This window comes from Hydrogenovibrio sp. JE_KL2 (genome assembly GCF_009296185.1).
Taxonomy (GTDB): Bacteria; Pseudomonadota; Gammaproteobacteria; order Thiomicrospirales; family Thiomicrospiraceae; genus Hydrogenovibrio.
Genome location: NZ_WBJR01000006.1, coordinates 100,689 through 126,013, shown reverse-complemented (window position 1 = coordinate 126,013; position 25,325 = coordinate 100,689). Strand labels below are relative to the sequence as shown.

General features: G+C 43.7%; 23 protein-coding genes and 2 tRNA genes. 11 read left to right on the top strand and 14 right to left on the bottom strand.

The genetic code is table 11. The features are described 5' to 3' along the window. Positions 1-266 precede the first annotated feature (266 nt). From F8R13_RS10785 to F8R13_RS10755, 7 genes are all read left to right on the top strand, one after another. Positions 267-3,056, top strand: a complete 2,790-nt coding sequence (locus F8R13_RS10785; protein WP_152834437.1) for a methyl-accepting chemotaxis protein — start codon at positions 267-269, stop codon at positions 3,054-3,056. Between the two features lie 56 nt (positions 3,057-3,112). Continuing rightward, positions 3,113-3,970 carry a pyrroline-5-carboxylate reductase gene (proC, locus tag F8R13_RS10780; protein ID WP_152834435.1) on the top strand — a complete coding sequence of 286 codons (858 nt, stop codon included), beginning with the start codon at positions 3,113-3,115 and terminating at the stop codon, positions 3,968-3,970. 42 nt (positions 3,971-4,012) lie between these two features. Next, entirely contained in the window at positions 4,013-4,582 is a 570-nt protein-coding gene (locus F8R13_RS10775; RefSeq protein ID WP_152834433.1) for a YggT family protein, read from the top strand. A 30-nt stretch (positions 4,583-4,612) separates the two neighbouring features. After that, positions 4,613-5,767, top strand: a complete 1,155-nt coding sequence (locus tag F8R13_RS10770) for a homoserine O-acetyltransferase (RefSeq protein WP_152834431.1) — start codon at positions 4,613-4,615, stop codon at positions 5,765-5,767. Then, positions 5,760-6,374 carry a methionine biosynthesis protein MetW gene (metW, locus tag F8R13_RS10765; RefSeq protein WP_152834429.1) on the top strand — a complete coding sequence of 205 codons (615 nt, stop codon included), beginning with the start codon at positions 5,760-5,762 and terminating at the stop codon, positions 6,372-6,374. The genes F8R13_RS10770 and metW overlap by 8 nt, the downstream gene beginning before the upstream one ends. 77 nt (positions 6,375-6,451) lie before the next feature. Next, entirely contained in the window at positions 6,452-7,393 is a 942-nt protein-coding gene (locus tag F8R13_RS10760; RefSeq protein ID WP_152834427.1) for a PilZ domain-containing protein, read from the top strand. A 10-nt stretch (positions 7,394-7,403) separates the two neighbouring features. Beyond that, positions 7,404-7,847: a hypothetical protein gene (locus tag F8R13_RS10755; protein ID WP_216642630.1), complete on the top strand. Its 444-nt coding sequence runs from the start codon at positions 7,404-7,406 to the stop codon at positions 7,845-7,847. 8 nt (positions 7,848-7,855) lie between these two features. Here the strand turns inward: F8R13_RS10755 and F8R13_RS10750 are convergent, their stop codons facing one another. Together F8R13_RS10750 and F8R13_RS10745 are read right to left on the bottom strand one after the other, a co-directional pair. Then, on the bottom strand, positions 7,856-8,788 hold the full coding sequence (locus tag F8R13_RS10750) for a hypothetical protein (protein WP_152834426.1): 933 nt from the start codon (positions 8,786-8,788) through the stop codon (positions 7,856-7,858). Positions 8,789-8,927: 139 nt separating this feature from the next. Further along, positions 8,928-9,623 carry an alpha/beta hydrolase gene (locus tag F8R13_RS10745; protein WP_152834424.1) on the bottom strand — a complete coding sequence of 232 codons (696 nt, stop codon included), beginning with the start codon at positions 9,621-9,623 and terminating at the stop codon, positions 8,928-8,930. Between the two features lie 92 nt (positions 9,624-9,715). Between F8R13_RS10745 and F8R13_RS11575 the strand changes: the two genes are divergently transcribed. After that, positions 9,716-9,949 (top strand): lipoprotein, encoded by a 234-nt coding sequence (locus tag F8R13_RS11575; RefSeq protein ID WP_152834422.1) that lies wholly within the window; start codon positions 9,716-9,718, stop codon positions 9,947-9,949. 10 nt (positions 9,950-9,959) lie between these two features. Continuing rightward, positions 9,960-11,213 carry a diaminopimelate decarboxylase gene (gene lysA / locus F8R13_RS10735; RefSeq protein ID WP_152834420.1) on the top strand — a complete coding sequence of 418 codons (1,254 nt, stop codon included), beginning with the start codon at positions 9,960-9,962 and terminating at the stop codon, positions 11,211-11,213. Positions 11,214-11,292: 79 nt separating this feature from the next. Here the strand turns inward: lysA and F8R13_RS10730 are convergent, their stop codons facing one another. The 4 genes from F8R13_RS10730 to F8R13_RS10715 all read right to left on the bottom strand — a co-directional run bounded on the left by F8R13_RS10730 (position 11,293) and on the right by F8R13_RS10715 (position 16,266). Beyond that, positions 11,293-12,423, bottom strand: a complete 1,131-nt coding sequence (locus tag F8R13_RS10730) for a hypothetical protein (RefSeq protein ID WP_152834417.1) — start codon at positions 12,421-12,423, stop codon at positions 11,293-11,295. Between the two features lie 227 nt (positions 12,424-12,650). Then, on the bottom strand, positions 12,651-13,871 hold the full coding sequence (locus tag F8R13_RS10725) for a class I SAM-dependent rRNA methyltransferase (protein WP_152834415.1): 1,221 nt from the start codon (positions 13,869-13,871) through the stop codon (positions 12,651-12,653). A gap of 68 nt (positions 13,872-13,939) precedes the next feature. Continuing rightward, on the bottom strand, positions 13,940-14,326 hold the full coding sequence (gene gcvH / locus F8R13_RS10720; protein WP_152834413.1) for a glycine cleavage system protein GcvH: 387 nt from the start codon (positions 14,324-14,326) through the stop codon (positions 13,940-13,942). Positions 14,327-14,412: 86 nt separating this feature from the next. Then, positions 14,413-16,266, bottom strand: a complete 1,854-nt coding sequence (locus F8R13_RS10715) for a diguanylate cyclase (RefSeq protein WP_152834411.1) — start codon at positions 16,264-16,266, stop codon at positions 14,413-14,415. 814 nt (positions 16,267-17,080) lie between these two features. On the opposite strand from F8R13_RS10715, the gene fic reads away from it, so the two are divergent. Both fic and F8R13_RS10705 read left to right on the top strand, forming a co-directional pair. Next, positions 17,081-18,184, top strand: coding sequence for a protein adenylyltransferase Fic (gene fic, locus F8R13_RS10710; RefSeq protein WP_152834409.1), 1,104 nt, complete (start codon positions 17,081-17,083; stop codon positions 18,182-18,184). Positions 18,185-18,216: 32 nt separating this feature from the next. Beyond that, the gene (locus F8R13_RS10705) at positions 18,217-18,546 is read left to right on the top strand and encodes a hypothetical protein (RefSeq protein WP_152834407.1); all 330 of its coding nucleotides are present in this window, start codon (positions 18,217-18,219) and stop codon (positions 18,544-18,546) included. Positions 18,547-18,606: 60 nt separating this feature from the next. Here the strand turns inward: F8R13_RS10705 and F8R13_RS10700 are convergent, their stop codons facing one another. From F8R13_RS10700 to F8R13_RS11845, 8 genes are all read right to left on the bottom strand, one after another. Beyond that, complete coding sequence (locus F8R13_RS10700; RefSeq protein WP_152834405.1) at positions 18,607-18,891, bottom strand: hypothetical protein; 285 nt, start codon at positions 18,889-18,891, stop codon at positions 18,607-18,609. Positions 18,892-19,470: 579 nt separating this feature from the next. Next, positions 19,471-19,547 (bottom strand) — tRNA-Met (locus tag F8R13_RS10695). Positions 19,548-19,735: 188 nt separating this feature from the next. Further along, positions 19,736-20,827, bottom strand: a complete 1,092-nt coding sequence (ychF, locus tag F8R13_RS10690; RefSeq protein WP_152834403.1) for a redox-regulated ATPase YchF — start codon at positions 20,825-20,827, stop codon at positions 19,736-19,738. A gap of 31 nt (positions 20,828-20,858) precedes the next feature. Further along, positions 20,859-21,440 (bottom strand): aminoacyl-tRNA hydrolase, encoded by a 582-nt coding sequence (gene pth / locus F8R13_RS10685; protein WP_152834401.1) that lies wholly within the window; start codon positions 21,438-21,440, stop codon positions 20,859-20,861. A 34-nt stretch (positions 21,441-21,474) separates the two neighbouring features. After that, the gene (locus tag F8R13_RS10680) at positions 21,475-22,053 is read right to left on the bottom strand and encodes a 50S ribosomal protein L25/general stress protein Ctc (protein WP_152834399.1); all 579 of its coding nucleotides are present in this window, start codon (positions 22,051-22,053) and stop codon (positions 21,475-21,477) included. Between the two features lie 181 nt (positions 22,054-22,234). Next, positions 22,235-23,200, bottom strand: coding sequence for a ribose-phosphate pyrophosphokinase (locus F8R13_RS10675; RefSeq protein ID WP_152834397.1), 966 nt, complete (start codon positions 23,198-23,200; stop codon positions 22,235-22,237). A 61-nt stretch (positions 23,201-23,261) separates the two neighbouring features. Then, positions 23,262-23,336, bottom strand: a tRNA-Gln gene (locus F8R13_RS10670). Positions 23,337-23,449: 113 nt separating this feature from the next. Next, complete coding sequence (locus tag F8R13_RS11845; protein WP_152834395.1) at positions 23,450-25,258, bottom strand: tetratricopeptide repeat protein; 1,809 nt, start codon at positions 25,256-25,258, stop codon at positions 23,450-23,452. Between the last annotated feature and the right edge of the window lie 67 nt (positions 25,259-25,325).

Here is a 25,325-nt window from a genome sequence, read left to right as displayed (position 1 = left end):
TTATCGACCGCCTGAACGTCACATCCTATTGAGTGCTTAAACATCCGTGTGAGCGGATTTTATTATTCTGTTTAACTCTTTATCGACCGTTTTTTTAGAACTTTAATAAAATTCAATAAGTTAAGTTCATAGCCCCCAAAAAAGTTTTATCAACTTCTAAGCAAAAACGCTAAAAAAAGTAGGTTTATTACTTTAATATGACATCGTTATATAAATAAATAATTATTTTTTAATACAACCATTTCAACTACGCGAAGTACGAGCATATGAGAAACAATCAACCTGTAATCAACGAAGAATACCTGGTTCCAAAAAACATTCATCTCGTCTCAAAAACCGATTTAGTAGGAAACATTATCGAATGCAACGATGCATTTGAAGCTGCAAGTGGATTTACTCGTAGCGAACTAATCGGACAACCCCACAATATCATTCGACACCCAGATGTTCCCCCTGTGGTATTTGAAGATATGTGGAAAACGCTGAAACAAGGACTTACTTGGTGCCAGCTTGTTAAAAATCGTCGAAAAAACGGGGAGTTCTACTGGGTTCTGGCGCAAGCCACCCCGATTTTTGCCAATGGCAAACCCATTGGGTACATATCGGTTAGATCATCCATTGATGAAGAGCAGAAAAAAGCTGCAACCCAAGCCTATCAAGATATCGCTTCTGGCAAAGCTCGTATTTACTATGGGCAAATTTATTACGGATTCAACTGGCAAAAGTTCAATATTTTCGCGGGCACAAAACTGACCATTCTCCTCCCCATCATTGCTTTTATTGGCCTACTGCCAATCATTGCATCCAAATTCTTAGGCGCCCATGTTGCCCTCGAATATGTGGGATTGGCACTTTTATTTTTCTCGCTGGTTTGGGTAGGACTGAAACAAGAGCGAAACTATGCAAAGTTCACAAAGCAACTGTTGCATCTTGCTAATGGCGACATTCTAAATTCTAAAAACGTTAACCCAAGATCGTCATCTGGCAAACTCATCAAAAGCATGGAATCCATTTCATTGGCTTACTTGGCCAGCTGCGAAGAGACTGCATCACAGTTGGATAAAGCTCATCAAATACAGACTGTTCTCGACAAAACCAACAGTAATGTGATGATGGCAGACAAAAACTATAACATCACCTATATGAATGAACGGCTAAAGGAGCTTTTCGAAAAAAATGCCGAGCAGTTCAAATCAGAGTTTCCTGGTTTTGACACCAGAACACTGGTTGGCTCGAACCTAGACATTTTCCATAAAAATCCTGCACATGATCGTGCCTTGTTTGACCAAGTGTCTGATGAAATGAAAACAAATATATCCGTCAGCGACTTACAATTCGAATTGAATGTTATGGCGGTGAAAGACCGTACAGGCTCTCGTATAGGCACTATTGTAGAGTGGATTGACCATACACAAGACCTCACCATTCTTAAAGAAGTCAAACACACCATAGATTTGATTAAGTTCGGCATATTGGATCAACGCATAGACACCTCGAAAATCAGCGGCGTGACTTTTGAGGTAAGCCAATCCATCAACGAATTGCTTGACACCTTGGAAGCACCGATTAATGAAGCCATTCAACTTGCCATGTCTATGTCCGAAGGCAACCTGACACAGCATATTCACAGCAAGGCGCATGGTCGATTCGCTTTACTACAAGACGCCCTGAACGTTGCAGTGGACAACCTTGGTTCTTTGATTGGCCAAACCAAAAATGCTATCCACAGTGTAAAAGGAAGTTCTCAGGAAATCAGCCAATCCAGCATGGAGCTCAATGACCGCACACAAGAACAAGCCGCATCCATTGAAGAAACGGCTGCCAGCATGGAGCAAATGACATCTACAGTAAAACAGAACGCCGACAATGCCATCGAAGCCAGCAACGTTACTAAACAAAGCGCCCAACAGGCAGCTAATGGCGTTACCGTCATGGAAAATGCCATTGCTTCCATGGAACAAATCCATGAATCCAGCCAAAAAATTAACGACATCATCAGCTTGATTGACAACATCGCCTTCCAGACAAATCTGCTAGCACTCAACGCAGCAGTCGAAGCGGCCCGTGCCGGAGAACATGGTCGCGGCTTTGCCGTGGTTGCCGGAGAGGTTAGAAATCTCGCCGGGAAATCGGCGGATGCGGCGAAAGATATTCGCAAACTGATTGAAGACACGGTACAAAAAGTTTCCGAAGGAACACAGCATGTCAAAAACTCTGGTGACGCGTTGAATGGTATCGCTGACTCCATCAACAAGGTTAATCACATTATTGAAGAAATCGCGGCTTCCAGCCATGAGCAATCAGAAGGTGTTGGACAGGTTAACTTAGCCATCACCAGCATTGACGGCGCCGTGCAACAAAACGCCGCTTTAGTGGAAGAATCGACTGCGACCGCAGAGCAGCTTGGCAATATGGCTGAGGCAATGGATCACACGGTATCTGCTTTCACAATCAATGAATTCATGTCTCATATCTATACCCCTGCGGAGACAATGGGATTCGACTTCTCTAGCGCACGTCGTGCACACAGACAGTGGCGCGTCAAGGTTAGGGCCTATATCAACCATGTCGAGATTGATTTTGACCGAAACACGGCTTCCGATGGCTCCCAATGCGCTCTTGGGAAGTGGATTTACGGCCCAGGTAAGGTGGTTAGTCATCTATCCACTTATGCTGTACTTGAGCAAGCTCATGCGAACTTGCATGCTTTTATCGGTTCGGTACTAGATTTAGTAGATGTCGGTGACATCGAAAAGGCCACGGAGGAAACGGATAAACTGGAAGCCATGAGCCTAGATGTCATTGATAAAATCACCGCGCTTGAAAAAGACATTGCCATGGGCGGTGCGGAAACCAGCCACACTTCTCAACCAAAACCTGTTACAAAGACTGTTTCAGCGACGTCAAATTCGGTAAAATCATCCACTGACAAGCCAAAAATAGCGGCAGCACGTGAACTGGCTTCTGATAGCAATCTTCATAGCGATGCGGACACGCAAACACCGCCACCTTCCACACCAAAAATGGAAAGCGGCGATGAATGGGGAGAGTTTTAGAAGCCACTCAGTTGCATTGTGTTAGCCGCTAATACCAACAGGGAGTGGTTAACACAATGAACTCTAACATCAAAATCAGTTTTATCGGTTCGGGCAATATGGCGATTAGCTTGATCAAAGGGCTTTTAGCGAGCGGTTTTCCCGCAGCCAATATCATTGCCACCGATCCAACCGAATCCAAAAGACAATCCATTTCCCAGACTCTAGGCATCGCCTGCCTGGAAGATAATGCTTCTGCGGTAGCCCAATCCGACATCATCGTTTTAGCCATAAAACCTCAAGTTTTGCAGAACGTTTGCACCGAAGTCTGTGATGCCACCCAACAGAAAAACCCTCTTATTATTTCTGTCGCTGCGGGTGTTCGCGCTACCGATATTGTGCGCTGGCTTGGCGGCAAGATTGCCGTTGTGCGCTGCATGCCAAACACACCGGCAATGATTCAAAGTGGCGCCACCGGACTTTACGCAAACGAGTTCGTTTCCGAAGAACAAAAAAGTCAGGCTGAAAACATTCTTAGAGCGGTTGGCATCACCGTATGGGTCAATACTGAAGCAGACTTGGATACCGTTACCGCTGTATCCGGTTCTGGGCCTGCATACTATTTTCTATTTATGGAGGCCATGCAAAAAGCCGCTCAAGGTATGGGGCTAAGCGAACAAGCCGCTAGAATCCTCACCATTCAAACCGCATTTGGTGCTGCAAAAATGGCACTAGAGAGTTCCGATGACTGTTCACAATTACGCAAAAACGTAACCTCACCGAACGGCACCACTGAAAAGGCAATTCAATCTTTTGAAAACAATCGCCTAGAGGACATTGTTGCAGAAGCAATGATGTGTGCTAAACTTCGTGCGGAAACGCTGGCAGATGAACTTTCCGACTGCCCGCCACCGAAAAAATTGGAACAGCATTAAACACTTGATCAGTCGTATCAAAACACACAAACGGAGAAGATTATGTCACCAGTAGGTCAAGGCGGATTGTTCTTAATCCAGTTTATTGCCGGATTAATCGTATTCTCGCTGATTCTAAGATTCTTACTTAGAGCAGCTTATGTTGATTGGCGCCACCCCATTGTCACTTTTATCGCAAAAATCACCAATCCACTTTGCGTGCCGTTCAATAAAGTACTTGCGCTAAGAGGACGTTGGGACTGGAGTGCCCTACTCACTGCATTGGTAATTGAAGGTATTTCCGCCTACCTGATTGGCTGGTTAGGGGGTCGTGACTACAGTATCCTGCTGATTGTCATCTATTCCATTACCGAACTGTTAAATCAAATATTGGACATGATGTTCTGGATTATCATCATTCAAGCCATTTTGAGCTGGGTGGTTCAGGGCTATAACCCGAATGTGGCGATCTTCTATCAACTTGCAGAACCGATATTGCGTCCATTTCAGCGTGTCGTTCCTACGATTAGCGGATTGGATTTATCGCCTCTGGTTGCGATTCTTGTCATCAAACTTATTCAAATCGTTGTAGTCGGTTCCATTGCACAAATCGGCCAAGGATTAGTTTCTTAATCCCCTATAGAATCGAGTAAAATAACGCCCATGAAATCGGTCGGTATCGTCAGTTCCCAAACATTGCATGTCTCCACACCTTTAAACATGGTGTGCGGTTCCGTATTGTCTGAATACGACATTGCTTATGAAACTTATGGCTCCCTTAACGCGGAGAAATCAAATGCTATTCTGATATGCCATGCCTTGAGCGGTCATCAGCATGTCGCGGGCTTTCATGAAGGGGATAAAAACCCTGGTTGGTGGGATGACTATATCGGCCCAGGAAAGGTCATTGATACTGACCAATTCTTTGTCGTTTGCTCCAACAATCTAGGGGGCTGTCATGGCTCTTCTGGCCCTGCTAGCACTAACCCTGCAACCGGTCGTGTCTATGGTCCTGATTTCCCGATTGTGACCTGTAAGGATTGGGTGAACAGCCAGAACGAATTACGCCAGCACTTGGGAATTGATGCATGGTCAGCAGTGATTGGTGGATCGATGGGCGGTATGCAGGTCATGCAATGGGCAATCGATTTCCCGGATAAAATCAAACATGCCATTGTCATTGCATCGGCACCAAAACTTTCGGCACAGAATATCGCTTTTAACGAGGTAGCTCGCCGCGCAATCATGACTGACCCTGAGTTTCATGATGGACGCTTCATTGAAGCCGGAACCACGCCAAAACGTGGCTTGGCTCTGGCTCGAATGCTCGGTCACCTAACCTATTTATCCGATGATTTGATGGGAACAAAATTCGGTCGTGAATTGCGTGAAGGCAAACTGAACTACAACTTTGAAGTCGAGTTCCAAGTAGAAAGTTACCTACGCTACCAAGGGGAAAAGTTCGCCACCAAACAGAATTTTGATGCCAACACCTATTTGTTGATGACAAAAGCACTAGACTATTTCGACCCGGCTTCGGAGTATGGCGACGACTTAACGAAAGCTTTATCCCATACGACAGCAAAATTTCTGGTCATCGCCTTCACCACCGACTGGCGCTTTTCACCGGAACGCTCACATGAAATCGTCAAAGCACTACTCGACAATGATGCGGATGTCAGTTATGCCGAAATCGAGTCCCGCCATGGCCATGATGCCTTCTTATTGCCAAATGAGCATTATGAAGAGGTCTTCCGTACCTATTTGACTCAAATTGCGCAAAAAGATTTAACGGCAAAAGGAGAGCAAGATGTCTGAAACAACGCTTTCTCCAGAGTTTAAACTGATTTCAAAATGGATTCGAGACGAGTCGCGTGTATTGGATCTTGGCTGCGGTGACGGTCAATTGCTGAGCTATCTGAAAACAACTCGCAACACCACCGGCTATGGTATGGAAATCGATCCGAAAAAGAATATCCAAGCCATCGCAGCCGGAATCAATGTCATCCAAAGCAATTTGAACAGCCATGACATCTATGACTATTTCGATGAAGACTCTTTTGACTATGTCATTATGACTCAAGCACTGCAAGTGGTCAGACGCCCTGATATTCTGCTCGATCAAATGCTGACGATCGGCAAGGAAAGCATTATCACTTTCCCTAATTTCGGGCATTGGCGCAACCGTGCGCAACTGTTATTGGACGGACGTATGCCTCAAAATGATGCATTACCGGACACTTGGTACGACACAGCAAACATTCACCTCTGTACTTTCAAGGACTTTGAAGACCTGTGTGCTGAAAAACACATCCAAGTCGTTGATAGAGCGGTGGTCAATCGTTATCATGAATCCAGTATTTTGATGAAATTGATCCCAAACCTACTGGGTGAAGTCGCTATTTACCGCGTAAAAAGAAAATAAAGCAGGTAAAAAACCCTAATTTGCACGGTTATTGCTTTAGTTAAGCAATCGTTTATATTTAAGAGTCAATTTATCGCATGAAAACCTGGTTTCTAAAACAGAACTCCCGTCGATATTTCCGTATCGACATGCCTGTCAGGGTTTTTATTGCGCCAAGTTCTCCTATCAAAGACCGTGAAATCTTCGCAACGGGAATCGACTATTTCCCACCGACAATCAAAAACCTGATTGCACAACAAAAACGTGACACCCTATATTGGCTGGATCGCGTTCAAGACCAAAAAGTTCTGATCACCGAACTCTTTACCGAAGTCATTGCCTGCATTGAGTTTTTTGGACAAGGTGCCGAGAAAATTTCTCGAGGCATCAACCCTCGTCTAGACCCTGCCTATTGGCTTTCGGTGAATCAACAAAAGCAAGGCTTCACTAAGGTTAATGCCCTGAAGGACTCATCCCCTAAAACCTATACTTACTTCAAGCATATAGAAGAAAAGTATCTGAGATTTTTGAGCGCGATGGTCAACAGTATCGACAAGTCGTCCGATCAACATTTCGAAGCTGACCCGAACTTGCCTTATGCGTTTAAAATTGACGAAATACTGGATCACTTCCAGAAAGAACAGTTTGAAAAAATCCCGCTGGTCCAAGCGATTGTTGCGCTATGTGGTTTGATGGACACCTATATGGAAGCTTACCGCCAAATCAACGACGACAACATCATGCGGCTTTTCCCAGATCAATGGCGAGCCGTGAAAGGCAATGTCAGTGCTTGCGGGTTAGCCATGTTGTTCACCAAACGTTTCAAGGAGTTTGAACGCGTCGATATCTTTTTCTTTTTCCCTGAAGAAAAACGTGTTTTGCAGTTTGATGGAACAGTCGTCGACATTCGCAGTATCAACGACCAATTCAAAGAACGAATCGCGGTGAATTTTGATTTTCCGAACGGTCGTGACCAAGATTTTTTACAGCATAAGATTCAAGAGTTTGAACTTGATGAATGCCTTAATTACGAGTTTTAGAGGACGCTAGATGCCGGGTACGAATCATAGTATGGAAACAGGGTTTCTCGACCCGTTACCGAATCTGCTCAGACCAGCAGCGGCGGACCTGCTTCAGTACTATCGCCTGAAGCAACTGATCGAGATGCGTAAAGAAGGCCCATACCCAGAGTTGACCAAACGTTTCCAACTCACCACAGCACAATGGTTCCGTGCGCTGGATGCTGTGATTTTGACCAAAGTAACTTATTTCGATTTGTTCCCGGAAATGAAAACGGAGCACATCAAACTTCTGCTCAAAGCCATTGGCCTAGCAATGAATGAACCGGGCATCACCATCAGTGAACTGTTGAAACGTTCTGAAAACCGCTATCTTTATTTTGAAGAGTGGTTAAGAAAACTGGTGGAAATCAACCGCGTCAAGATTGCTTTGGCACAACAAAGCCGCGCGGCGCAAAAGAATCAGGTCAGCTAGGCCAACGCCTACTTCATCAACACAAAATCCATTTCCATCGCGTGTTGGAGCTCTGTGTGCTGAATGAAGTAAGTGATTTTTCTGGCGTTCTCCAAGCTTAGAAAATCAAACTCCACCAATAGATCATTTTTTGGCTCGCCCTCTTTCGCGTTCTTGGCGGGCTTACTGGCAACCAGTTTGCCTCGGCAGATGAGAATATCCTCATTCAAACGCATAAAGACATTCAACATCGTGAACTTAGGAAACAGGTCATCTGTTTTCGCCCGAAAACCACCCGCCGATAAATTCACCTGCCTTAACGGCCAGTTATCCGGGTCTGAAATCAACTCGCGGCTTTCCTTCAGGCGAATAAAAACATTTTCCCAAAGGTTCAGTTTTTCAATGATCAACACAAACACTTTTGCCGCTGCCACGCCTTGACCGCTCAATGAATCCAAATTGGTTACAAACAAGGTTGGGTCAAATACAGGCTGCTTTTTACGCGGGAATAGGAAAATCTTGCCTTCGATATTGTTTTGAACCGATTCAATCAACTCCGCCAGATGACCTGAGATACAGGCATCCATCCCCTCAATCAGAGACTTCACTTTCGAGTTATCTTTTATCGAAGGGAAATGCATGCGATTGTTTTCACGAATGCGGAACTTGTAGTCATGCTTGGCAGAAGGGTCTTGGCTAGAGATTAAACAATCCAACAACCAAGCCATAAAATCAATGCGGTGATTCAGTACATGAAAGATATGCATCATATTGGAGTCGACGGTAAACACCTTTTCCAAATAACTGTTGATTTGATCACTCAAATCCGCCAAATGCACTTCTTCCCGCTGAGACATCAACTGCGTTCTGGACACCGGATTCAAAATATCCAGCTCTTCTACCTTCTCGAAGTAGATGGGAATTTCGACATCGTAACGGAAAAATCGTCTGACATTTGGCATACAAAACCTAGTGCTAATCCTTGTTGTTTTTGGTTATCTTTTTACTGTGCTTTCTGACTTCTATTTAACCTGTATCGACCCCAAACTGCAATATCTGAACGCTATCGAATAAAAATCTACCAGGTTGGGGTGCCCTGTCCTAATCTTGTAGCAAGCAGGATTGCAAAAACTGGCTAATATGCCTAACTTCATCGTAGCAAACTTGGTGCGCCATCGGATAAACATGCCACTCAATCTCTAACCCCAACTTTTCCAGCGTGGTTTTAGAAGCTTCAGCCGCCGCTAAAGGACAAATAGGATCCGCATTACCATGCCCGTAGAACACCGGAAGATTCATTTGTTCAGCCTTGGGCTGTAAAAATTCCGGCGCCTGCTCTGGATCAGGAAAATAAGTGGACAATGCCATGGTACCGGCCAGTGGCTGCGCATAAGTTAATCCCGCGTACAATGCAATCAGCCCACCTTGCGAGAACCCCGCCAGTAAAATATTTTGACTATCGATTCCGGCATCCAACTGCTGCTGAATCAAGGCGTGAATATACTCAACGCTTTGGGCAATGCCTTGCCAATCCGTTTCCGTCAACAAGTTCAAACTGCTGATGTCATACCAAGCCGTCATCGGATCCCCCAGATTCACCGTCACCGGTTGAATGGGAGCTGTTGGGAAAACAAAGCGAATCGCCGCTTCCTGCGGCAAGTCCAATTGAGGCAAAATACCCTCAAAATCATGACCATCCGCTCCTAAGCCATGCAACCAGATAACACAGTTTTCGGCTTGAGATTGTTTCGGCTCGATCACAATTGGCGGTTTGGATGGACTAAAGGTATTTGACATAAAAAACTCTCTGATATGTTTTGCAGCTAATTTGCTAAAATACTAAAATAAGTCCCATTTTAAAACAGTTGGCAGCGTAAAGAGACAGCACTATGAACCATTTTTCACAAATCGGTCGTTTTCTTCTGCTATCGGCATTAATGACATTGCTGCTCGCAGGGTGCGGACGCAAAGCACCGCTTTACATTCCAACGGATGCTCAAAAAGCCCAAATGGAAAAAGACCAGGCAGAAAGAGACGCCGTACTGAAGGCTCGAGAAGAACGTGCTCAAAAAGCATCTGAGGCAAAAACAGCAACCGACGCCCAGCCAACCACCGAACAATAACAGGATTACTATGAGCTTTGATGCATTTCAATATCGCAACAACACCCTTCATGCTGAAAATGTTGCCCTGACGGAGCTGGCAAACAGCTATGGCACGCCGCTTTACGTTTACTCTCGTAAAGCACTGGAAACATTCTGGAAAGCGTTTGACCAAGCTTTCGGTACTCAACCTCACCTAGTTTGTTATTCGGTGAAAACCAACTCGAACTTGGCGGTATTGAACCTACTGGCAAAACTGGGCTCCGGCTTTGATATCGTTTCACAAGGGGAATTGGAGCGGGTTCTAAAAGCCGGTGGCGATCCGAAAAAAGTTATTTTCTCCGGCGTTGCCAAAAAATCTTCGGAAATCCAGCGTGCCTTGGAAGTCGACATTCGTTGTTTCAACATCGAATCCCATGCCGAGCTAGATCGTATTCAGGAAGTTGCAGAATCCATGGGCAAAGTCGCGCCAATTTCCGTGCGCGTCAATCCAGATGTCGATGCCAAAACTCACCCTTATATCTCTACGGGTTTGAAAGACAACAAATTCGGTGTCGATATTAACACCGCACCAGCGCTGTACGCCAAAGCACAATCGTTACCGAACATTTCCATTCAGGGGATTGATTGCCACATCGGTTCTCAGCTGACAGAAATCGCACCTTTTGTTGATGCACTGGAACGTGTGCTGAAGCTGAAATCCGACTTGGCTGAACAAGGTATCGAAATCCATCACTTGGATTTAGGCGGCGGACTGGGTATTCAATACACCGACGAACAACCACCGGAAATCGCAACTTACATTCAGGCACTGCTGACCAAGTTGAATGAACCAGGCATTGAAATCATTATCGAACCGGGGCGTGCCATCGCCGGTAACGCGGGTGTATTGCTAACAGAAGTGGAATACCTAAAACCGACTGACCACAAAAACTTTGCCATTATCGATGCTGCCATGAATGACTTGATTCGCCCGGCACTTTATCAATCTCACCATCATATCCAAGCGGTCACGCTTAGAACGGACGGCGAAGATTGCAGCTGGGACTTGGTTGGCCCTGTGTGTGAAACTGGCGACTTCCTAGGTAAAAACCGCACGTTGAATTTAAAAGCGGGCGATTTCCTAGCAGTAATGTCTTCTGGCGCCTATGGCTTTAGTATGAGCTCAAACTACAACACGCGTCCAAGGGCGGCGGAAGTCATGGTGGATGGCGATCAAGCATTTGTAATTCGCCCTCGTGAGACTTACGAAGACTTGATGGGAACAGAAGCCCTACTGCCATAAAAAAAATGCCAGGTTGGGGTCTCTTCTTATCACCCCCAACCTGGCAGATTTTTGATATTTTCTTTTCGTAATCCAGCTTTCAGCTAGCTGATTTATTCACTTCATTCGCTATTTGCGTTGACCACAAATGAATACGGCTGAGCTGCTCCGAGGTCGGCAACTGGTTCTGCATTTGACGGACTCTCAAAACTTCCTGACGCGTTTCATCAAACAAGAAGGCGACCACTTCCTCATTCACCTGCATGGCGTAAAGTCCATTTAGTGAGTTGTCTGCACCCTGCCAATCTGTAAACCAAGCATGCCCCTGTAACGCGCTTAAAGCCAAACAGGCTTCGTAGGATGTCAGTTTTTTAGGGACGTCGCTTAGCGCTAACGCTGGTTCGCTCTCAGCCCCTTTTACCACCGACTGCAACCAGCTGTTATAAAGTTTCTCAACCTCAACCAAATAGCGGGTGTGGGCAATCTTATTGATTTCAGCTATCGGCAGCGCCAAATGTTCTGCCAAACGATAGGCATCTTCCAGCAACGCAATCATGCTCTGACATTGCATCGGTCGACACGGCATGGAAGCCAACGTCAAATGCAGGCGACAACCAATCATCTCAGGGAACTTTGCAGCTAAGGACAGTGCCATTGAATTCACTCTTGGCAAGGCTTGCAATGCATTCAAACGTTTTTCATCCAGTAAACAGACATCAACCTGCTCGGCAATCTGTTGATTGACTTTTCGTAAGCGGAGTTTTTTCAGAAAACGGAAAGTTTCCACCTTACCCGGCCACCCCAGTTGCTCGACCAGTTGGGTGCGTTTATCGTTCAACATGGAAACCACATCCTCTTCACTCAGATGAGAGGTCATTAATCGCCATGCCAGCACTGGAGAGTGATCCAACAACTCCAACAACTGCGGGTAACGCCCAACATAATGCAACAGCTTGAGCTGATGGGTCGGAAACAACGCGCAACTTTCTCTCACCCAACTCGGTATTTGCTTTTGCCAATAGGACAACTGAGGGTGTGCTGAAGGGAAAAGTAATGCGAAATCTTTCGGGTAATCAGGGATTGGATCAGAGCTCAGCATCATGCGATCCCAACTTGGAACCGCCATCACACCATGCTCCGGCAAAACTTTACGGCAATCCACCCACAACTGCTGCTCTTCTTCATCCCAGAAGCAGTTCTGCATCAGTCTTTTCAGTATCAAATTCGACATTGATACCGTTGATGGGTGTTGGGGCATATATCCGACTACCTTTGTATGATTAAAACGAGAAGAGATCTTTATATGAGTCAGGGGCGAGAGAAGAACGAGAAAAAATTTTTACTCGTTGCGGCGAAGAGTGCAGTTAATAGCCTGCTATTAGCAAACTCTTCAACAAAAAGGAGTGAAATTTTAGCCGTTCTGAATCGTTCATGATCTCGTATAAAGTTCTCTATACTTTACCAAGTTTTACTGACTTTGAAAAAGAATGATTTAAGGTACTCGGTTTCAGCAATCGCAGGATGTACCGGATGGTCTGATCCTTGATGACCTTGGTCAAACATTTGAATCGTTCGGTCAATATGTTTTGCCGCCGATTGCACTTGCTGCAAAAGGTCGTCGCGCGACATGTGATGCGAACAGGAAGCCGAAATCAACACACCATCGTTTTCCACCAAGCGCATTGCCAACTCATTGATGCGACGATAACCTTCCGACCCCGACTTCAAATCTTTTCTACGTTTGACGAATGCCGGTGGATCAACAATTACCACATCGAATTTTTGCGCTTCGCCAATCAAGACTTTCAACACATCGAATGCATTGCCCTCGTAGGTCGTCAGCTTGTCGGACACACCGTTCAACTCCGCATTGATTTCTACACCATCCAGCGCGGCAGAAGAGGCGTCAACACAAACCACTTCTGTAGCACCTGCAACTGCGGCTTCCATTGCCCAGCCGCCAAGGTAACTAAAGACATCCAATACGCGCTTTCCTTGCACCAAAGACTGCATGCGCTTTCTTGCCATGCGGTGATCGTAAAACCAACCGGTCTTTTGTCCACTTTCTACCGGGATCTGAAACTTGGCGCCATTCTCTTCAATGACAATGCTTTCAGGCAGCGTGCCGATTGCAACTTCTTCGTAAGACTCTAAGCCTTCTAGTGATCTACTGGCGGTGTCATTACGATAGACCAATGCAGTTGGATGAAACAGGTTTTCAATGGTCTGGGTGATTTCGGCTTTCATCTTCTCCATACCTGCGGTCGTGATTTGCGCGACGAATACATCGCCAAAACGATCAACTACCAAACCTGGCAGGCCGTCCGACTCACCGAATACCAAACGATAATAAGGTGCCTCAAAATTCATTTCACGCAACGCCAATGCCGCTTGAATGCGTTTTTTAAGAAACGCCTGATTGAACTCCACTTTAGGATTTCTGCTCAACAAACGTCCGCAGATAAGTGTGTTTGGGTTGATATAAGCGATTCCCAACGGTTTACCATTGGACGACTCTACCGTCACCACTTGGCCGGACTCAAAGTTCTTCAACGGCGATACTTGGGTATCGACTTCATTGCTGTAAATCCACATATGGCCTTGTTTGAGGCGACGGTCTTCGTTTTTTTTCAGCCTGAGAGTCACTTTGGGTGACGTGCTTGAGGTTTCGGTCGTCATAATCAATCCTGTTTGTTATTTCATCATGCCATGCTAATCACACGGCTTAACAGCAGGTCACTAAACACTTAGTAACCAATCAACTGCTCGTATTCTTCATCCGTTAGAAACGCTTCCAGCTCTTCGCTATCGGCAGGCGCAATCTTTACCAGCCAACCACTGTCATAGGGTTCGTAGTTGATTAAGGTCGGGTTTTGATTGAGCTCTTCATTCACTTCAATCACCTCGCCACTGATCGGCGCGAAAATCTCAAAATGGTTTCTTTCGCCTGCAAGAGACATCAACTCCGAACCTTCTGCCAGCTCTTCCCCTTCCTGCGGCAAGAAGACTTCAACAATATCACCCAAAGTCTCTTGGGCATAGTCTGTCAGACCCAAAGTGACATAGCCTTCGGCATCGACAAACAACCAGAGATGGGCGTCGGAATATAAAAGATGGTGCGGCAAGATACCCATAGACTTTTCTCCACAAAAAACAGGCGTATGCTAACAGATTTGCAACAGGAATGAATAGCTTTGCAGGATGGAGAAAACCGCGAGGTCTAACTGGCAATCACTTCGACGCGATTTCGACCATTATCCTTGGCTTGATACAATGCGACATCGGCACGTTTATAGAGCGTCGACGCGTTATCCCAACGATTGAGTTTGGTCACACCTAAACTGATTGTCACGGCACGCGGGACATCGGAATAAGGAATTTCCTGAACAGATTTTCTTAAACGCTCTGCTGTTGTGGCGGCTTCTTCCAAATCTGTCTCCGGCATCAGGATACAGAATTCTTCCCCCCCGATTCGGCAGAACTTATCCGTGTCTCTCAAACTGCGCGCAACTTCTTTCGTCAATATTTTCAAGACGGTGTCACCAATGTCGTGACCAAAGTCATCATTCACATTCTTGAAATAATCAACATCGAAAGAAATCAGCGAGAAAGGCACTTGGTAACGGTGCGCACGCTTGATTTCTTCTTCCAAGGTTTCATTGAAATAGTGGCGGTTGTAAATGCCTGTCAACTCATCATGGATAATCAGATGTTCCAGCTCTTCTTTATATCGAATCTCTTCCGTAATGTCCGTCAGCAGTACACTGATATAATCATGTCCAAAACTGTTGCTGATAATATTGGTTCTGACTTTGAAGGTTCTGACACCATCTTTTGTCTTCAACTTTGCCAGCAGGGTTTTGTGGTTATCTTGTAGCAAATACTCGTACCAAAGCATACCGTCAACATAACGACTCAAATACCCATCTTCTTCCACCAGCATATTACTCAGGCAATCGAATTTCTCATTAAACTGCTCGACGGTCGAAATATCATCAAACAACGAGAAGAATTGTCTGTTTGCTTGCACCACCCGATGCTTATCGGTGACATAAATCACTTCCGAAGATTCATCGAACACCTGATAGAAGAATCGTCGTTCCAAATCAGACTTTTTCTTGAAGAACAACAACAACATCGACAATACCAAGAACAGGATTGTCGCCACCATTCCCATCGCATAATTCTTATACAACTGACGCGTGTTCGAAAGATCGACCACATTCATCGGTTTAAAACTCAACCAAACCGCAATTTTTTGACCCAGAATGTTTTTCATTGGCGTGGTAATGACAAGCGTGTTATCAATAACCACATGACCTTTTGCACGGAACAGCTTATCTGCACCATACTGGGTGATCATATTTAGCACAGATTTCTGTACACCCGCATTTGCTACATAATAACCATCAACAAACATCCCTGTACGCGCCTTGGTCAACTGTGAACGATAACGTCTATCCACCAGCACTACCGAATTCACACCACTGCTAGTTTTCAAATCACGATCAATGGAGTCAACCTGCGAAATGACATCCAATATCCCCAATAGCTTACCGTTGCTATCAAAAATCGGCGCCAGAGACTTAAAAGTCAGTGAGAACTTGCCCACACTGAAGTTATTGATTTTTCTAGGATTCTTTAAAACATCCGCAATATCTTTACGCACCATTGCCAGACTGTCGCCAGCAACTGTTGTCCAACTTCTACCAATGCTCACACCTTTTGTGTCAATGAGCTGAATCCAAATGGATCTATACCCGGTGTGCAGAGCCAATTCGTCGGTGAATTTCTTCAATCTTTCATGCAGGTCTGCAGGGCGTTGTTTAAGAACTTTACGGAAATCAATGGAGTTGGAAAGTGCTATTGCCAATACTTGCGTTGTCGTTTGTTTCTGACGGACAAGGTTACTGATGGTTTCATGCAAAAACCCTTCATACTGGTTAAGTTGATTTTTTTCAGCTTGGGTGATTTGCGAATGGAAAAAGGTATTCAGAAAGAACACAGCGGTCAACACAATAATAACTGCAGACAGCACAAAACGCCGGGTATATGCATTCCAATTTAAGATCAATCCTTCGTCCTCGAATAGTACTGACTGACAATAATATGCGCGTATATACTAATTTAATAGCAAGCGCCAAAAATGTCTATTTTATTTCTGCCAAATGACAAGTCTGGCAACAAGCAGGATTCCACCCACAGGTCATAGTAGTGAATCTTACCATTTTCTACGCAGTACTACTTCATTAGAATATCGACCGCAATACCGGTTTCTTTACCGTATTCAGCCTTAAGTTAGCACCGAAAGCGACCCTAAAGCTTTGACTGAGTGTATTGATCTACCATGGAATTTCACAAGAAATTTCTAACAAAAAAGCCGTCATAAAGACGGCTTTTAAAATATGGTGGCTACACCGTAATTCACAAAGTTAACGTATTATATTGTTTCTATTATATTGTTTCTATTATATTTAGTTAATTAGTAAGCCTGTAATACCGTTACAAATACCGTCAATAATTATTACTATGATAGAGACCTCATAAACATACAGTGTAAATATGTTTAGAAAACTCAACTTAGTAAACATGTTCTTACTATATAGTTATCATATAAACATATTGTTTATATATGTTTAGAAAACTCAACTTAGTAAACATGTTCTTACTATATAGTTATTATATAAACATATTGTTTATATATGTTTAGAAAACTCAACTTAGTAAACATGTTCTTACTATATAGTTATCATATAAACATATTGTTTATATATGTTTATATTTTTTAATTTTATAAATACAAAACCATAATATATTTACAAAAAATAAAAATATAAACATAATAACCTCATCAAGAAACTAAACACCTAAATGCTGAGGTACAAAATATGGCTTGGAATCCTGAAACTCCATATAACGACATCCCGACATTACCTATAACACACGATATAGAAACTAAGGTCATCCTAAAAAAAGTAACGTCTGCCAGAACTGCTTTAGCACAGCTAAATCAATCTGCTAAACAAATGCCAAACCAATCGGTTCTCATAAATACTCTACCTCTATTAGAAGCGCAGTCCTCTTCCGAAATAGAAAATATCGTAACTACAAAAGATAGCCTATTCCAATTTTCAGACAACTATAACAGCGCTGACCCGGCAACCAAGGAAGCTCTAAGATATAGAACAGCATTATTTCAGGGTTATAAAAATATAAATGAAAGACCCCTAACAGCAAATACTGCCATAAAAATTTGTAGCATCATAAAAGATCAAGACATGGGGGTTAGAAAGCTGCCTGGTACTGTTTTAGCAAATAGCCGAACAGGTGAAACCATTTATACACCACCAGAAGGAGAAGCCGTAATACGAGAGTTACTATCAAACTGGGAGAAGTTTATACATTCAGATATAGACTTAGACCCATTGATAAAACTGGCGATTTCGCACTACCAGTTCGAAGCAATTCATCCTTTTAGTGATGGCAATGGCCGTTCTGGAAGAGTCATAAACAGCTTATTCTTGCTACAAGAAAAACTCATTGATTTACCAATTTTATACCTAAGTAGATACATAATTGAGCACAAAGACGACTACTACAGATTATTACTATCTGTTACTAAAGATCAAAACTGGGAAGAGTGGATTTTATTCATGCTGACTGCCGTAGAGGATACCTCTAATTGGACTCTAGAAAAGATCAATGCAATTGATAAATTAATGCTGCACACAAAGAAATATATAAAAGCTCAAATGCCAAAACAATATAGCTATGAACTTCTAGAGGTTCTATTCAATCAGCCATATTGCAGAATACAAAACCTCATAGATGCCGAAATCGCACAAAGACAAACAGCATCAAACTACTTACAAGAACTTTGCAAAATTGGTGTTTTAAAAGAAATAAACATGGGAAGAGACAAGTTATTTTTACACCCCAAACTACTTAAATTATTAACTCAAGAATCTAACGATTTCCCATTATATTCTTAATATAACCATTACGTAACAGGGTTAAAAACATCATGCTAAACCGTAAATTGTGGAAAGAATACTTCTTGCTGACTGTGGCTTTTGCGTGGTCAATGTTTTCATACTTCTTTACACTTTCTGGAACGCAGGAAGTATGGTTTGCAAGATCAGGAGCATTAATGGTTTTTGCCGCGGTAACAGTTGAGTTCAGATTAGCTGGAATACTCCAAAAAAGCATCAGTGATGCAAATACAGTAGCTGGTTTAGGCATTCCTGCCGGAGTTTCCGTACCAAAAGCGAATAAGATTCTGGCTATAACAGCGCACTTATTCGCTTTAACAGGAACACTTATTTGGGCTTACGGAGATTTGTTTTATGTCTAACTTATTCAATAGTACAGCAAATTAACTTACAGCAACAACTAGACGAGTAACTGACAGAATTTACCTAATCTGCTCAAGTCCAATCCAACTACTGCCGATAGACTCACTAACTAGGACTGCTCGACCATTTACTATCCTGCCAGCAATATTATTTACTAAGTCCCGAACCTCATCAGTAGTTAAGTTTTTGTGGCCGGTGTACTCACCTGGAGGCATTTTGAAAACACGATTATCATTAGATACTATTTCATCTGTAAAACCATTGCTTTGCATTTCTTTATGCAACTTATCATAATCCGCTGAGTTCGCAGAATGCAACTCTACTCTTACTATAAACTTTGCCATAAAATCTCCAAAAATAATTTAATTACATTTTTACAAGATACCAACCAATTATATCCATTAGCGACAAAAATAATATCATTCTTTACTAAGTAACTGGGGCAGTTGGGGCAAGCGGGGCAGCCCAGTTTTTATAAGGGTTTTACCTGCCCCAAGGGTTTGGGGCAGCTGCCCCAGTTGCCCCAACGTTTTTTTAAACAATTTAAAAAAATCACTCATCAACTTCCCCCAAAAGTTCGCCATAAACAGCAATCATTCGAGGGCGTTTTTTCGTTGCGTTAGAAGGCAGTTTGCAATCAAAACGATCAACATCACATTTCAAAAAGCCTCTTTCTTTTAATTCAGAAAGTGCCGTTTTGTAGTTAACATCTTTGCAAACCTCGGCTTTAAACGTTTCCGGGTAGATGTAATAAACTTCTTGCCTGCTTTCATGGTTTTTAAAGCCCGCCCTATCCCTAATAATCTAATTCCAATACCGTCAAAAAAGTTGATTCGTTAAAAGACTTAAAGCAAGGCGTCCACAAAGGGCTATAGCGGATTTCAGGCATAAAAAAAGCCGTCATAAAGACGGCTTTTAAAATATGGTGGCTACACCGAGATTCGAACTTGGGACCCCATCATTATGAGTGATGTGCTCTAACCAGCTGAGCTATGTAGCCTAAAGAAGTTGCGTATTATAATTTGTTTATGAATCTTGTCAATTGCTTGACGCTATTTTTCTTCATATTTTGTTAACAAGAACGCAAAATCTACCAGGTTGGGGGTCGATTGAGTACCCACCCAACCTGGCAGATTTTTAATTCAATTTCACTTTGGAATTTGAATTTGTTGGTGTGGTGAGAGTATGTCAAACATTGAAACGGAAATGCATCACATCTCCGTCTTGTACGATATATTCTTTCCCTTCCAAACGTTGTTTACCTGCGGCTTTCGCGCCAGCATCGCCTTTGTATTCGATAAAGTCATTGTAAGCCGTCACTTCTGCTCGGATAAAGCCTTTCTCGAAATCGGTGTGGATAACACCTGCCGCTTGAGGAGCGGTGGCTCCTTTTTTGACTGTCCAGGCGCGTACTTCTTTTACACCTGCGGTAAAGTAGGTTTGTAACCCAAGAAGATCGTAAGCAGCACGAATGACACGGTTAAGCCCTGGCTCTTCTTGCCCCATTTCAGCTAGGAATTCTTCTTTTTCTTCGTCGTCCAGTTCGGTCAACTGTTCTTCGATCTCTGCACAAATCGGCACTACCACGGCACCTTGAGATTCTGCGATTTTTTGTACGGCATCTAGGTGAGGGTTGTTCTCAAAACCATCTTCATTCACGTTCGCAATGTACATCATTGGCTTGATGGTCAATAGGTGCAAATCTCTTAATAATTGAAGCTCGTCTTTGTTGAATTCAATTAAACGGACCAGCTTGCCTTCTTCGACTTCTTTCAATACGCGCTCGTAAACCGCCATTTTTGCCGTGGCAGATTTGTCTCCGCTCTTGGCGATACGTTGAACTTTTTGGATGGCTTTTTCCAAAGATTCCATATCGGCGAACATCAATTCCATATTAATGATTTCGATATCGGAAACTGGATCGACTTTACCGGCAACGTGAACGATGTCGTCGTTTTCAAAACAACGCACGACTTGAACAATGGCATCGGTTTCACGAATATTTGCTAGGAACTTGTTACCCAGACCTTCCCCTTTAGAGGCACCTTCAACCAAACCGGCGATATCCATGAAATCAACCGTGGCGGACAATACTCTCTCTGGCTTAACGATTTCTGCCAAAGCATTTTCTCTTGCATCCGGTACTGGAACAACACCGACGTTTGGCTCAATGGTACAGAAAGGGTAGTTAGCGGATTCAATACCGGCATTGGTCAATGCATTAAACAGGGTTGATTTACCCACGTTAGGTAATCCCACGATGCCACATTTAATTCCCATTCTATACTCCTAAATATTAAATTCTGAACGGCTATTTTGTTTCGGTATGCAGTTGATTCATGGCTTTTTCGACATTGCCTGCAAGCAAATCGGGCAAGACTCGGGTTGCTTGGTAAATAGCATCATCAATCTGCTGAAATTCGGTTTTTGAGGGCGCTTTCAGCACAAAGTCAACGACCTGACTTTTGTCACCTGGGTGACCAATCCCCAACCTTAAACGTTGAAACTCTTTTGTACCCAAAGCGGCAATGGTGTCTCTCAAGCCATTGTGTCCGCCATGTCCGCCGCCTTTTTTCAAGCGGGCGACACCGGGAGTCAAATCCAGCTCATCATGAGCCACCAGAATCGATTCGGGCTCTATCTTGTAGAAATTTGCTAGGGCTTGGATGGATTGACCGCTTCGATTCATAAACGTGGTCGGCTTCAAAAGCCAAAAGTCCATTCCGTTTTGTTGAATACGAGCGGCTTCACCGAGAAATTTGGTTTCTGGACGAAATTGCACACTGAATTGTCTGGCAACTTCCTCCACAAACCAAAAACCCGCATTATGTCGGGTCTGTTCGTATTTCGCTCCTGGGTTACCAAGACCGACTATTAACTTAACAGAGGACATATGCGGGCTTTCAGACTAGCTTTTTAGGCGCTTATTAGCGTCTAACTTTACCAATACCTACTACAGCTTGGTCGTAATCGGCACTACCGTGCGTCAAAGCTGTTAGCACAACACCAGCAGGCATTTCCAATTGTGAAAGACGTAGGCTTGTGCCTGCTTCCATTTTAGAAACATCAACAGTGATTTTAGTTGGTAGATCTTTAGCCAAACAACGCACTTCAACAGTTTGTTGCATGAATGACATCAAACCACCCATTTTCACACCAGGAGAGTTTGCTCTACCTTGGAAGTCCAAAGGTACACGTTTAACGATGTAAGATGCATCAGACGCTCTTTGGAAATCGATGTGAGAAATCATGCCAGTAGCAGGATGACGTTGTAGGTCTTTGATAACGCAGTTTTCTTCATCACCAGCACCTTTAATGGTTAGCACAGTGTTGTACATATCGTTATCTTGTAGTGCATGCTCAATCGTGTTGCTTGATAGTGAAACAGATTTAGCGTCTTTACCAGCACCGTAAATAATTGCTGGGATTTTCCCCGCATGACGAAGGCGGCGGCTCGCACCTTTCCCTTCTTCAGTACGAAGTTCTGCAGTCCATACTTGACTCATGTTTTTACTCCAAAAAAACTGAGAAATCGTTATTTCTCAATATTACAGAAACTCCATGCCCGCGACCAAGCATGGAAATGAAGGCGGTATTATACAGAAAAACGATAAAAATAATAGACTTAGAAACAAAAAAGCCCCGATTTTTTCTTCGAGGCTTTTTAGGGATTTGATGCCGGCATTCTTAACGAATCGGCATAATCTCTGAAACGGATTCTTCTTGGTGAACACGACGGATGGTTTCACCCAGCATTGGCGCGATGGTGACCTGACGAATTTTGCTGGATTCAATCGCTGCAATCGACAGTGGAATCGTGTCAGTCACTACTAGCTCAGTCAAAGCAGAGTTATTAATGTTTTCTACTGCAGGACCCGATAGAACGGCATGCACAACATAAGCTGTGACACTTTTTGCACCGTGATCCATTAACGCTTGCGCCGCTTTACAAAGCGTGCCGGCTGTATCAACCATGTCATCAACCAAAATACAGTCGCGACCGGCAACATCACCGATAATATTCATGATTTGCGCGACATTGGCTTTTGGACGACGCTTGTCGATAATCGCCATATCGCAACCTAAAGCTTTCGCAACGGCTCTGGCACGAACTACCCCACCCATATCAGGTGAAACCACCATCATATCATCTTCAACGATATGCTTAGAGGTACGCATGTCTGCAACCAATGTCGGTGAGCCGTAAATATTGTCTACCGGAATATCAAAGAAACCTTGAATCTGGTCGGCATGCAAATCAACTGTAATGACACGATCCGCACCCGCAACAGTAATCATATCTGCCGCCAATCTTGCCGTAATTGGTACACGAGCTGAATGAGGGCGTCTATCCTGACGAGCGAAACCATAATAAGGAACCACCGCAGTAATACGTTTGGCCGACGCACGTTTAAGAGCATCGATCATCACCAACAACTCCATCAAGTTGACAGCAGGTTCTGGTGTACAGGTAGGTTGAAGAACATAGACATCTTTCCCACGAACAGATTCGTTGATCTGCACCATGATTTCGCCATCACTAAAACGACCGACATCAGCTTTGCCTAGAGGGATTTCAATTGAGGAAGAGATGTTCTCTGCTAGACTAACGTTTGCGTTTCCTGCAAACAATCGGACATTTTTATAGGCCATTCAAGGCGTCTCCTAATGGGTAGGACAAGGAAAAATGTTTTGATGAATTCTGTAAGGATAATGGCTGGGCTAGCAGGATTCGAACCTGCGCATGACGGGATCAAAACCCGTTGCCTTACCGCTTGGCGATAGCCCAACTATATGTGTCATCGAAGACAGGAGCGTATTATCCACTTTATGGAATTCAAATCAAGAGGATTTTTAAAAATAAATCCTAAAACGATGGTGAAATGATAACAAAATTGGAACCTACTTCTCCAATTGAATTATCAAACCCTGCAACTCTGTATTTTCAGGAAAGTTTCGATGATATTGATTCCAAAGGTTTTTGGCATCATCTCGCTTCCCTAGCTTCCACTTAACCTTAATCAGATGAATCAAAACTTCGTCATCTTTTTCCATGCTGAAAGCGCGTTTTAAATCTGATTCGGCTTGTTCGTATTTTCCCTGTTGGTAATACAGCCAGCCGCGACTATCCAGTATGTAATATTCATCCGGCGCAAGCTTGAGCGCTTTTTTCAGCAACTTCTCTGCTTCATCCAAATGTTCATTGCGTTCAACGTAGAAATACGCCAAAGCATTCAAGGCTTCGATGTTATCCGGCTCAACCTTCAATGAACGCTTGATGTTGGAAACATAAGATTTATATTGCTTCAAATCATAGTAAATCATCGCCTGCGACAGAAGTACCGTAACATTTTTCGGTTGTAGTTGTAGTGCTGCGGAATACATATTGATGGCTTTTTGCTTTTCGCCTGCCAACTTATAGAAAATTGCTTGCGCACGATACAATTTAACGCGCTGATCATCATTTGTGGCTTGTAAGCTGTTCAAAATTTCCAGCGTACGCTCAAGCCCAACATCTGGAAAACGGATTTCCGCAATATGAAGCTGCGCATCCAAGTAATAATCCGTTGTCTTAACCGACTGGTAATATTTAACAGCTTGCTTGAACTCACCCTGCCCCTGACTGGCCAAGCCAAGATAATAGTTTGCGGTCGAACGGTACTCAGGCAATTGGCGCAATTGTTTCAGGTTGCCAATGGCATCTTTGTAATCTTTGCGCTCAAGCTGCAACAATGCCACCGACAATCTTGAAGTAAAGGCTTTAGGTTCGTGTTCCAAAACTTTTAGGTAACGTTTTTCCGCATCAGCAAAGCGCCCGGCTTTTACTTCTAGGCGTGCAAATTTTTCCTGCAACTCCCAATCTTCTTCATGGGCATCAAGGTAAGGATGGACTTTTTCCATCCCCTGTTCAGGTTGGTCTGACTTCAAATAGGCTGTCGCCAGCAATAAATAGATTTCTCTGTTGATCTTTTCAGGATCAATCGAGTCTTCAGAACTCGTACTGCCATTCCCCTTTTGATATAAGTCTGCAGACTTTTCCAACACAGGGATCGCTTGGCGATAAGCGCCGTAATTAACAGATGCCAGCCCTAACGCAAAATAAGAAGCGGGTTCTTTTGGATAGTTGTTTTTTAATTTGGTTAAAAACTCTAGCCCTTTCGCACGGTCAGCTGACTGACTGACTTTGAGTCCTGTTTCAATCAAAACGGACTCAATGGGCGCGCCAGACAATGTCTTGTAGTGACCCCACTGTGCCAGGGCGGTATTGATATCACCTGCTCGAACCGACATCAGATAAGACGCTTTCCAAGGCAAAGCTTTGTTGGGTTCGACTTCTCGCCACAAATTGGTGGCATCTTCGATGGCTTGTAAATTAAAAGTCGTCATCGACAATTGGAATGCGCGCTCAGCCAACCCGGGATCTTTCGATTCCTGGGCAGCCGAATACATCAATGGATAGGCAGCGGAAGCTTGGTCACGCTTGATTAACAATTCGGCAACCATCACTTTATACATAACATCCGGCGGAAAGTGTCGATAAACCACTTTTGGCTCAGGTTTTGTCACTTTTGACGTGGCGGATTTTGTAGGCATCTTCCCTGTTTGCCCATCTGGTTTAACGTTTTGACTACAGGCAGACATCAAAACAATGAGAGAGGTGATAGAGAAGAAGGATAAAATCGTCTTGAAATTTGAAGGGAAATTCTGCACAGAAATCTATCCATAAACTTGCAATTAGATGCATAATTTAGCAAAATTACGCCTCTTTAGCGCAGTA

Coding starts and splice junctions, on each gene's coding strand:
- F8R13_RS11575 (WP_152834422.1), top strand. CDS start 9,716: ATGAACCATTTTTCACAAATCGGTCGTTTTCTTCTGCTATCGGCATTA.
- metW (WP_152834429.1), top strand. CDS start 5,760: ATGTCTGAAACAACGCTTTCTCCAGAGTTTAAACTGATTTCAAAATGG.
- lysA (WP_152834420.1), top strand. CDS start 9,960: ATGAGCTTTGATGCATTTCAATATCGCAACAACACCCTTCATGCTGAA.
- F8R13_RS10775 (WP_152834433.1), top strand. CDS start 4,013: ATGTCACCAGTAGGTCAAGGCGGATTGTTCTTAATCCAGTTTATTGCC.
- F8R13_RS10725 (WP_152834415.1), bottom strand. CDS start 13,871: ATGACGACCGAAACCTCAAGCACGTCACCCAAAGTGACTCTCAGGCTG.
- F8R13_RS10675 (WP_152834397.1), bottom strand. CDS start 23,200: ATGGCCTATAAAAATGTCCGATTGTTTGCAGGAAACGCAAACGTTAGT.
- F8R13_RS10730 (WP_152834417.1), bottom strand. CDS start 12,423: ATGTCGAATTTGATACTGAAAAGACTGATGCAGAACTGCTTCTGGGAT.
- F8R13_RS10745 (WP_152834424.1), bottom strand. CDS start 9,623: ATGTCAAATACCTTTAGTCCATCCAAACCGCCAATTGTGATCGAGCCG.
- F8R13_RS10705 (WP_152834407.1), top strand. CDS start 18,217: ATGCTAAACCGTAAATTGTGGAAAGAATACTTCTTGCTGACTGTGGCT.
- F8R13_RS10680 (WP_152834399.1), bottom strand. CDS start 22,053: ATGAGTCAAGTATGGACTGCAGAACTTCGTACTGAAGAAGGGAAAGGT.
- F8R13_RS10750 (WP_152834426.1), bottom strand. CDS start 8,788: ATGCCAAATGTCAGACGATTTTTCCGTTACGATGTCGAAATTCCCATC.
- proC (WP_152834435.1), top strand. CDS start 3,113: ATGAACTCTAACATCAAAATCAGTTTTATCGGTTCGGGCAATATGGCG.
- pth (WP_152834401.1), bottom strand. CDS start 21,440: ATGTCCTCTGTTAAGTTAATAGTCGGTCTTGGTAACCCAGGAGCGAAA.
- F8R13_RS10755 (WP_216642630.1), top strand. CDS start 7,404: ATGCCGGGTACGAATCATAGTATGGAAACAGGGTTTCTCGACCCGTTA.
- F8R13_RS10785 (WP_152834437.1), top strand. CDS start 267: ATGAGAAACAATCAACCTGTAATCAACGAAGAATACCTGGTTCCAAAA.
- gcvH (WP_152834413.1), bottom strand. CDS start 14,326: ATGGGTATCTTGCCGCACCATCTTTTATATTCCGACGCCCATCTCTGG.
- F8R13_RS10760 (WP_152834427.1), top strand. CDS start 6,452: ATGAAAACCTGGTTTCTAAAACAGAACTCCCGTCGATATTTCCGTATC.
- fic (WP_152834409.1), top strand. CDS start 17,081: ATGGCTTGGAATCCTGAAACTCCATATAACGACATCCCGACATTACCT.
- ychF (WP_152834403.1), bottom strand. CDS start 20,827: ATGGGAATTAAATGTGGCATCGTGGGATTACCTAACGTGGGTAAATCA.
- F8R13_RS10700 (WP_152834405.1), bottom strand. CDS start 18,891: ATGGCAAAGTTTATAGTAAGAGTAGAGTTGCATTCTGCGAACTCAGCG.
- F8R13_RS10770 (WP_152834431.1), top strand. CDS start 4,613: ATGAAATCGGTCGGTATCGTCAGTTCCCAAACATTGCATGTCTCCACA.